General features: G+C 63.8%; 8 protein-coding genes and 1 riboswitch. Of the genes, 5 read left to right on the plus strand and 3 right to left on the minus strand.

The window, feature by feature from the left end:
* The 3 genes from AC5DC2_RS14580 to thiB all read right to left on the minus strand — a co-directional run.
* Positions 1-492 (minus strand): ATP-binding cassette domain-containing protein (locus AC5DC2_RS14580; protein ID WP_491698989.1); only part of this gene is annotated, 492 nt, incomplete at its 3' end.
* Positions 489-2,123, minus strand: coding sequence for a thiamine/thiamine pyrophosphate ABC transporter permease (gene thiP, locus AC5DC2_RS14585; protein ID WP_491698990.1), 1,635 nt, complete (start codon positions 2,121-2,123; stop codon positions 489-491). The genes thiP and AC5DC2_RS14580, both read right to left, overlap by 4 nt.
* Positions 2,124-2,136: 13 nt before the next feature.
* Positions 2,137-3,150 (minus strand): thiamine ABC transporter substrate binding subunit, encoded by a 1,014-nt coding sequence (gene thiB / locus AC5DC2_RS14590; protein ID WP_491698991.1) that lies wholly within the window; start codon positions 3,148-3,150, stop codon positions 2,137-2,139.
* A 47-nt stretch (positions 3,151-3,197) separates the two neighbouring features.
* Positions 3,198-3,312: riboswitch (TPP riboswitch) on the minus strand.
* A gap of 265 nt (positions 3,313-3,577) precedes the next feature.
* On the opposite strand from thiB, the gene AC5DC2_RS14595 reads away from it, so the two are divergent.
* From AC5DC2_RS14595 to opgC, 5 genes are all read left to right on the plus strand, one after another.
* On the plus strand, positions 3,578-4,015 hold the full coding sequence (locus tag AC5DC2_RS14595) for an FKBP-type peptidyl-prolyl cis-trans isomerase (protein WP_024710009.1): 438 nt from the start codon (positions 3,578-3,580) through the stop codon (positions 4,013-4,015).
* Between the two features lie 400 nt (positions 4,016-4,415).
* Positions 4,416-6,035, plus strand: a complete 1,620-nt coding sequence (locus tag AC5DC2_RS14600) for an OpgD/OpgG family glucan biosynthesis protein (protein ID WP_491698992.1) — start codon at positions 4,416-4,418, stop codon at positions 6,033-6,035.
* 13 nt (positions 6,036-6,048) lie between these two features.
* Positions 6,049-6,198: a hypothetical protein gene (locus AC5DC2_RS14605; protein ID WP_156484747.1), complete on the plus strand. Its 150-nt coding sequence runs from the start codon at positions 6,049-6,051 to the stop codon at positions 6,196-6,198.
* 59 nt (positions 6,199-6,257) lie between these two features.
* A complete protein-coding gene (gene mdoH / locus AC5DC2_RS14610; RefSeq protein ID WP_491698993.1) occupies positions 6,258-8,084 on the plus strand; it encodes a glucans biosynthesis glucosyltransferase MdoH in 1,827 nt (608 codons plus the stop codon).
* 5 nt (positions 8,085-8,089) lie between these two features.
* The coding region (opgC, locus tag AC5DC2_RS14615) for an OpgC domain-containing protein (protein WP_491698994.1) at positions 8,090-8,580 on the plus strand (491 nt) is incomplete at its 3' end.

The raw sequence follows: 8,580 nt of genomic DNA on the forward strand, positions 1-8,580 counted from the left end.
CGCGGCAAAGGGCTCGTCGAGCAGCAGGACCGGGCGATTGCGCACAAGCGCGCGGGCAAAGGCGGCGCGCTGGCGCTCCCCGCCGGAAAGCGAGGCGGGCATGCGGCTTTCAAAACCCTCAAGGCCGACGCGGGCAAGGGCATGGCTGATCTTTTGCCTGTCGTTTCGGTCAAGCCTGAGACGCGCATTCAGCCCGAGGCCGGTATTGGTGAAGATATCGAGATGGGCAAAGAGATTGTTTTCCTGAAACACGACCGTGACCGGGCGCTTTGCCACATGCAGGCCATTCATCGCCGCGCCGCCGATAACGACGCGCCCGCTGTCGGGTTTTTCAAAGCCGGCGATCAGGTTCAAAAGCGTGGTCTTGCCGGAGCCGGAGCGGCCGGTCACCGCCGTCACGCGGCCGCCGGCGATTTCGCCGCTGAAGCGGAAATTCTTGTCGCCGAGGGCAAGAGCCGCGGAGTCCAGAACGATTGAGGGAGATTGCGTCACGTCTGTCCTCTTCCAGCGTTTCGGGGCGCGCGCGTGCCGGCGATCATCAGCACGAGGCAAAGCGCGCCCAGGATCAGTGCCAGCCCGTTCGCATCGTCCGTACGATAGCTGCCGAGCCGGCTGTAGAGCAGCCAGGGCAGGGTGGTCAGCTGATCGCCGCCGAAGAGGGCGACTGCGCCGAGATCGCCGAGCGACAGCGCCATGGCAAAGGCCAGCGCCGTCAGCACGGGTCTCCTCAGACCCGGCCAGTCAACGATCCGCAAGCGGGCAAGGCCGGAAAGCCCGAGGCTTGCGGCAAGTCGGGCGGTGCGGGACCGATGGACGGCAAAGGCCGGCTGCAGCACGCGCAGCACGAAGGGCAGCGCCATCAGCGCGTTGATCGCGGCGACGATCACAGGCGCTGCGGCATCGGTCAGCCCGAAGGGGCGCAACAGCAGAAACCAGCCGGTGCCCAGCACGATCGGCGGCACCAGAAGCACAAGCGAGCCCATGGCCGACATGGCGCCGGCGCTGCCGCGATAAAAGGGTCCGGGGTCCCTCAAGGTTCGGATTGCCCCGATGGCCGTAATGAAGGAAAGCGCCACGGCGAGCGCGGTCAGCGCCGCCGACAGGGCAATGGCGAGGCTGGTCGCCGTCGCCCTGAGGAAGACGGGTTCGACGAGCAAACCGATCAGACCGGCGCCTGCGCCCTTCACCACGATGATGGCGAGCGGCAGGATAAGCCAAAGCGTGAAAAGCGCGATCAAAGCGAAATCGAAGCCGCGCGACAGCCGATGGTCCGCATCGGGCCGGCGGCCGGCCTCGCTGCTGGCGCTTGTTCCCGGATCGCCGGCGCGCGGCAGGAAGGCAAGGGCAGCAAGGACCAGCGCTGTCAGCACGATCTGCAGGCCGGAAAGAGCGACGGCACGGGCGGGATTGAAATCGAACCGCAGCGCCTGGTAGATCGCAACCTCGATCGTGGTCGCCGCCGGCCCGCCGCCGAGGATCAGCACCAGCGTGAACGAGGTGGCGCACAGCATGAAGATGAGGCCGGCCACGCCCGCGATCAGCGGCGCGATCACCGGCCATTCGATCAGGCGGAACACGCTGCGCTGCGGCATGGCGAGCATCGCCGCAGTCTTGAAATATTCCTGCGGCACGCGTTCAAGCCCCGCCAGAATGAGGCGGGCGGCAAGCGGCAGGTTGAAATAGACATGGGCGATCAGAATGCCCTGCAGGCCATAGATCTGCAGCGGGCGACCGAGCGCCGCCAGATCCAGCATATCGTTGAACAGGCCCTGCCGTCCCCAGATGCCGATAATGCCGAGCGCGCCGATCAACACCGGAAGTCCGAGCGGCACGGCCATGAGTCGGACGATCCAGATGCGACCGGGAAACAGCGGACGCCTTGCCATGGCAAGCGCTACGGGGATGGCCAGAGCGACGGAGATCAGCGTTGACAGGCAAGCCTGATAGAGTGTGAAGCGCAGGATGCGCCAGACATAGGGCTCGTCCAGGACCGCCGCCGCATCGGCAAGCCGTCCGAACCCGGCAAGCGCCGCGACTGCCACGGCAATGAAGCCGAGAACGGCGAGAAGGGCGGCGAGGCCGGCGGAAAGATTGCGGCGGAACTCCGCCCCTGTCAGATACACGGCTGCGGTTCCGTCACCGCGCGCTCATGGCGTTCAGCCATTCATCGATCCAGGCCTGCCGGTTTTCCGCAACCACGTCGGGGGCAAACTGCAGGGTCTTGTCCGGCGTGACTGCGTTTTGAAACGCTGCGGGCAGGGGATCGGATGTCTGCGCCACGGGCATCATCCAGTTATGCGTCGGGATCGCGTCCTGAAAGCCGGGCGTCAGGATAAATTCGAGGAAGGACTTTGCCAGCGCCGGGTCCTCGGCCATCTCCGTCATGCCGGCGACCTCGATCTGGATATAGAGCCCGTCTTCGATATCGGCCGCCTTGTAGCGGTCGGTCTCCTCGGCAATCTGGTGATAGGCGGGCGAGGTGGTGTAGGACAGCACCATCGGCGCCTCGCCGCTGGTGAAGAGACCGTAGGCCTCGGACCAGCCGGGCGCGACCGTCAGAATGCGCTTTGAAAGCGTCTCCCACGTTGCCGCCGCCTCGTCGCCGTAGACTGCCTTCATCCACAACAGCATGCCAAGCCCCGGGGTGGAGGTACGCGGATCCTCGATAACGATTTTTTCGCCGCTCGGTCCGTTGACGAGGTCATCGAGCGTTGTCGGCGGGGTTTCGATACTCTCGCTGTCGTAGACGATGTCGAAATAGCCGTAGTCGAAGGGCACGAAAATATCGTCGTCAAAGCCGCCGGGAATGGCGAGGTTTTCGGTCGAGACCCCCGATGCGGCAAAAAGTCCCGTCTCCTTCGCCTCGTGGATCAGGTTGTTGTCGAGGCCGAGCACGATATCGGCCGGGCTCGTGCGGCCCTCGAGCTTCAGCCGGTTCAGGAGCGCCACGCCATCCTCCGCGCCGACGAATTTCACGGTGCAGCCGCATCGGGCCTCGAAGGCGTCTTTTACCAGCGGCCCCGGGCCCCATTCCGTGTTGAAGCTTTCATAGGTATAGACGGTCAGCACCCTGGCGTCCTGGGCATGGGCTGCGCCGGCAGCCCCGATTGCCAGTGCCGTAACCGCAATTTTCAGATGGTGAGCTGACATGACGCCTCCTTCGTGCTGTCGCAATCAACAAGGGAAAAGGGCGTCTTCTGGTTCACGCGTCTAATCCCTCCGCCGGTTTTAGCCGGATCAGGTTCCTCGGGTTGGTGTTCACCTCTCAGCGGTTGACGCAAGGATCAGCGTTCCGCACCCCGTTAGAGCTTTCCGACACCTATCGCGGGCGGGCCGCGAATTCAAGGGCTCCGGCCTATTTGAAATAGTCGGCGAAAGTGACTAGGTATGGGGCACATCCGGATTTCCGGATGTGCCCGCCAGTCGTCATGCAGGAAAGCGTGTCGGCTCAATCCTCTGCAGCGCGCGAAAATGACCTTGTACGCGCTTCAGGAAAGAGAAACGGCGCTACGGCGCGGGCCGGGCATTTGCCTGTCTTTCGCTGTCGCGCTCGGTGTTCAAGGAAGGAGCACACGAAATGGCAGAAGCAAAGAGCGGGGACACCGTTCGTATTCACTATACCGGAACGCTCAACGACGGTTCGACCTTCGATTCCTCCGAGGGTCGCCAGCCGCTGGAGTTCACCGTCGGCGCCGGCCAGATCATTCCCGGACTCGACCGCGAGATCGCCGGCATGACTGTCGGCGACAACCGTCAGGTTCAGGTTCCCTCCGACGAGGCCTATGGGCCGCATGATCCGCAGAAGGTACAGGTCGTGCCGCGTTCGGCCATGCCGGCGGAGGTTGACGTGGCGCCCGGCATGCAGCTGCAGGCCCGCACGCCCGACGGCCAGACCGTGCCGTTGATCGTTACCAAGGTCGAGGAAGAGCAGGTCACCGTCGACGCCAACCATCCGCTCGCCGGACAGGATCTGAACTTTGCCATCGAACTCGTCGAAATCGTGAAAGCCGCCTGATAAAAAAGGCGTTTTTCGGCAGCGCCGCCATCTTGACGTCGCCCTCCGGACGGTCGAAAATATTGCGGCGCGAAGAAGGCATATTGCCATGATCTTGCCATTCTTTGGTTGAATGGCTGCCTTATAAATGGGGCTGGAATGCAACGCGGCGTTCCAGCCCCTTTTGGTGCGCGCAAGAATGGGCCCTATCTGTTAACGCATGGAAACTTGCATTGGTTTTTTGCCTGGACGTGGAACCGAACCGGCGCTCCGCCGTTACGGACTCGTCCGCGCGTGCCGCGAAGGCAACTTCCGCGCTGTTTCGGGACAAGGGTCGACCTTTCCAAAGAAGACGTTTCGGCGCTGGATTTGGTGCCATGCAACATTGCGGAAGCTTCTTTTTCAACCGACGGGAATTTGAATGAAAAGACGTTTTTTTCTGGCGCAAACGGCGGTCGGCGCGCTGGCTTTTTCCGGCTTTGCAGGGCGCGCATTCGGGCAGGACGCAGCCGTCGAACCCGCCAAGGTGCCGGACCAGAACGACGCCGTACAGGCGGAGGCGCCGTCGCCGGACGCCTTTACCTTCGATACGCTGACGGCCCGAATGAAGGCGCGCGCCGCCAAACCGTATCAGGAACCGGTACAGAATGTCCCCGCGCCGTTCGAAGCGCTCCATTACGACGACTACCGCGCGGTCCGCTACGATCCGAACAAAGCGATCTGGCGGGACCAGTCGGATTTCCAGTTGCAGGCCTTTTCGCTCGGCTGGTTGTTCAAGACACCGGTCGAGATCTACGAGGTTGCCAACGGCAAGGCTGAGAAACTGGTGTTCTCGGCCAGTGACTTTATTTTTCGCGCGCCGCTTGACGCCGAGCAGTTCAAGGATGTCGAACTGCCCGGCGTTGCCGGTTTCCGCATCAATTATCCGCTGAACCGGTCAGACATTTCCGACGAACTGATCTCGTTTCTCGGTTCGTCCTATTTCCGCGCGCTCGGCCAGGGCAATCTCTACGGGCTTTCGGCGCGCGGGCTGGCAATCAACACCGCGACGAACGAAGGCGAAGAGTTTCCGCGGTTCTCCGCCTTCTACATCGTCCGGCCGGCAGCCGAGGGCGAGAAGATCACCGTTTTCGCCGAACTCGACGGTCCGAGCGTGGCCGGCGCCTACCGGTTCGTGATCACGCCCGGCAAGAACACGCGCATGGATGTGACGGCGCGGCTGTTTTTCCGGAACGATATCGCCCGTCTCGGCGTTGCTCCCATGACGTCGATGTTCCTGTTCGGGCCGGCCAACCACCACGCCTTCGATGACTATCGCGAGCGGGTCCACGACAGCGAGGGTCTGAAGATCGTGCGGGCGGACGGAACCGAGCTGTGGCGCAACCTTCAAAACGCGAAGAAGCTCGCCAATTCCTTCTTCACCGAGACCGATCCGCGCGCCTTCGGGCTTTACCAGCGCCATCGGGATTTCGAGGACTATCAGGATGCCGAGGCCCATTACGAGCGCCGGCCGTCACTGTTGGTCGAGCCGCTCGGCAACTGGGGCAAGGGGTCGATCTCGCTGGTCGAGATCCCGACCGACAAGGAGGTCAACGACAATATCGTGGCCTTCTGGCAACCGGAGGCGCCCGCCAAGGCCGGCGGTTCGGCCGAATATTCCTATCGCCTGACCTGGGGCGCGATCGAGGAGGACCGCGCGCGGATTGCGCGCGTGGTCGACATCCGAAGCGGCGAAGGCGGCGTATCAGGAACTGAGGCCGACGCGGACGTCCGCAAGCTGGTGGTCGATTTCGCCGGCGGCGCGCTCGATGATCTCGGCGGCGGGTCGGAACTTCAGGAGCGCCTGCACATTACCAATGGCGAGATCGTTCATTCGACGGTTTCGGCGATCAGGGGCGAAGGCGTCTGGCGGCTTGCCATCGATGTTCGCCCGGCCGGCGAGGCGCCGGTGGAACTGGTTGGAGCGCTTTCCGACGGCAGCCGCGATCTGAGTGAAATATGGCTTTATCAATGGAGAAGAGGCGATGACCAGCCAGACTGACGGAAACAAGGATATGACCCGGTTTCTCCCCGAAACGGCGCCGCTGCCGATGCCCGACCAGATGATCGAGCGTCCGCGCCGAAAGGGACTGGTGGCGATCCTGCTGTCGCCGGTTCTTGCCTGGCAGCGCCCGCGCGCGGCGCGATCGCTTTCGAAGGGTTAAGGACGGAACGAAAAGGCCAGCACGGGTTTCCGGCGCCGGCGTCAATGCGAGGATGAGCGATGCTGGCTCTCAGGCGAACAATTTCCATTCTGTTTGCGGCTTTCGTGGCGGCGATCGCCTCGCGGCTGGCGATGGACGTGTTCTTCGCCGATGGCACCGACTGGGTGGATTTCGTCAGGATCGCGCTTTGCGCCGCCACGGCCGCCTGGATCGCCTGGGGCGCTTCGCTCGCGCTTGGCGGGCTTTTCGGCGCGCCGATGAGGACGCCGCAGCGCGCAACGCTGTCGGAGGGCGGTCATGCCGCGCGCGTCGCGATCCTGATCCCGGTCTATAACGAGGATCCGCGCGCGACCTTTTCATCCGCCGCAGCCATGGCCGAGAGCCTTCACTCGACCGGACACGCAGATCTTTTCGACATAGCCATCCTGTCTGACACCCGCGACCCCAGGATCGCGGCCGAAGAGGAGGCATGGTTTCTGAGGCTTCATGCGGAGGTCGCTCCGCCCGTTCAGGTCTTCTATCGCCGCCGCACCGATAATTCCGGAAAGAAAGCCGGCAATATCGGCGATTTCGTTCGCCGCCACGGCGCCCGCTACCCGTATATGCTGATCCTGGATGCCGACAGCCTGATGGAAGGCGAGACGATCGTCGAGATGCTGCGCCGCATGGAAGCCGAACCGAAGCTCGGCCTGTTGCAGTCCCTGCCGAAGATCGTCGCCGCCCGCTCGTGGTTCGCCCGCGCGCTGCAGTTTTCGGCCGGCCTGTTCTCGCCGATCTTCACGCGCGGTCTCGCGCGCATGCAGGGCCATGAAGGCCCGTTCTGGGGCCATAACGCAATGGTGCGCACGCAAGCCTTTGCCGAAAGCTGCGGCCTGCCGGCGCTGACCGGCGCGCCGCCCTTCGGCGGACACATCCTCAGCCATGATTATGTCGAGGCGGCGCTTCTGGCGCGCAAGGGATGGATCGTCCGCGTCGACGCCGATCTGGAGGGCTCTTTCGAGGAGGGGCCGCAGAACGTCATCGACTATGCCAAGCGCGACCGCCGCTGGTGCCAGGGCAATCTCCAGCATATCCGTCTTATCCATGCGCCTGGGCTGAAGGGCTGGAACCGTTTCACCTTCGTGCAGGGCGTGATGGCCTATGTCAGCTCGCCGCTGTGGATGGCCTTCATTGCCGCCTCGATCGTCGCGCCTCTGTTCGCCCCGCCGCCGGAATACTTCCCAAGCCCCTATCTGCCAGCGATCTTCCCGCGTGCGGAGACCGCGCTTGCCGTGACGCTGCTCGTCGGCGTCGGCGGCCTGCTGATCGGCCCGAAACTGCTGATCGCACTGCGCTCCGGCGTCACCGGCGAGGCGCGCCGCTTCGGCGGCTTCATCGCCGTATTCGCCTCGACGCTTGCGGAAATCATCTGGTCGTCGATCCTGGCGCCGATCACTCTGATGTACCAGTCGCGATCGGTCATGCAGATCATCTTCGGCATGGACGGCGGCTGGCCGTCATCCGACCGCGAGGGCCATACGATCCGTTACGGGGAGGCCTTCAAGGCGAGCTGGTGGATCGTCCTGACCGGCATCGTCATGCTGACGGGCGCCTTCGTGCTGGCGCCGGCGCTGTTCTGGTGGCTGACGCCGATCGCCGTGCCGCAGATGCTTTCGCCGCTGCTGATCGCGGCCAGCTCCTCGCCGGCGAGCGGCCGCCTTGCCGCGCGTTGCGGCCTGCTTCTCACGCCCGAGGAGCGCGCGCGGCCGGCGGTCATGCTTCTGCGCGATGCGGTGCTCGCACGCTGGGGCCTCCCGGCTGCCGGCGAAGATGCGGCGCGCGAGGCTTTTGCGGGCGAACCGCAGACGGGCAAGGCCGAACCCGCCTATTCGGCCGTTCAGGGATAGCGGATGTGAAAGAGGGAGGAGCGCAAGCCTTCGTGCGGGTGCCATCGGAGAGGAGCCGACGCGATCCGCGCCTCGACGTATTGAGAGGCCTGGCCCTGATCATGATCTTCATCGATCATGTGCCGGAGAACCTGTATTCGTTCTACACCATCCGCATGATCGGCTTTTCCGATGCGGCCGAGGCCTTCGTGCTGATCTCCGGCATCTCGGCCGGGCTTGCCTACAGCCACCGTTTTGCCGGCGCGATGATGAGCACAGCCAGAGTGATCTGGAGGCGGGCGCTGACGATCTACGGCGCGCATGTGCTGTCCACCCTGCTCGCCCTCTTGATGACGGTGCCGGCCGTCTTTGCCTTCGGCCTCTTCGAGTTCGGCGCGACAAACGGTGTCGACTGGGCCTGGCGTCAACCCCTGGCGACCGCCGTCGGCATCTTCGCGATGACCTATCAGGTCAGCTATTTCAACATCCTGCCGCTCTATGTGGTGCTGTTTGCCGC

Source organism: Martelella sp. (assembly GCF_984369615.1).

Coding starts and splice junctions, on each gene's coding strand:
- thiB (WP_491698991.1), bottom strand. CDS start 3,150: ATGTCAGCTCACCATCTGAAAATTGCGGTTACGGCACTGGCAATCGGG.
- AC5DC2_RS14595 (WP_024710009.1), top strand. CDS start 3,578: ATGGCAGAAGCAAAGAGCGGGGACACCGTTCGTATTCACTATACCGGA.
- AC5DC2_RS14600 (WP_491698992.1), top strand. CDS start 4,416: ATGAAAAGACGTTTTTTTCTGGCGCAAACGGCGGTCGGCGCGCTGGCT.
- AC5DC2_RS14605 (WP_156484747.1), top strand. CDS start 6,049: ATGACCCGGTTTCTCCCCGAAACGGCGCCGCTGCCGATGCCCGACCAG.
- mdoH (WP_491698993.1), top strand. CDS start 6,258: ATGCTGGCTCTCAGGCGAACAATTTCCATTCTGTTTGCGGCTTTCGTG.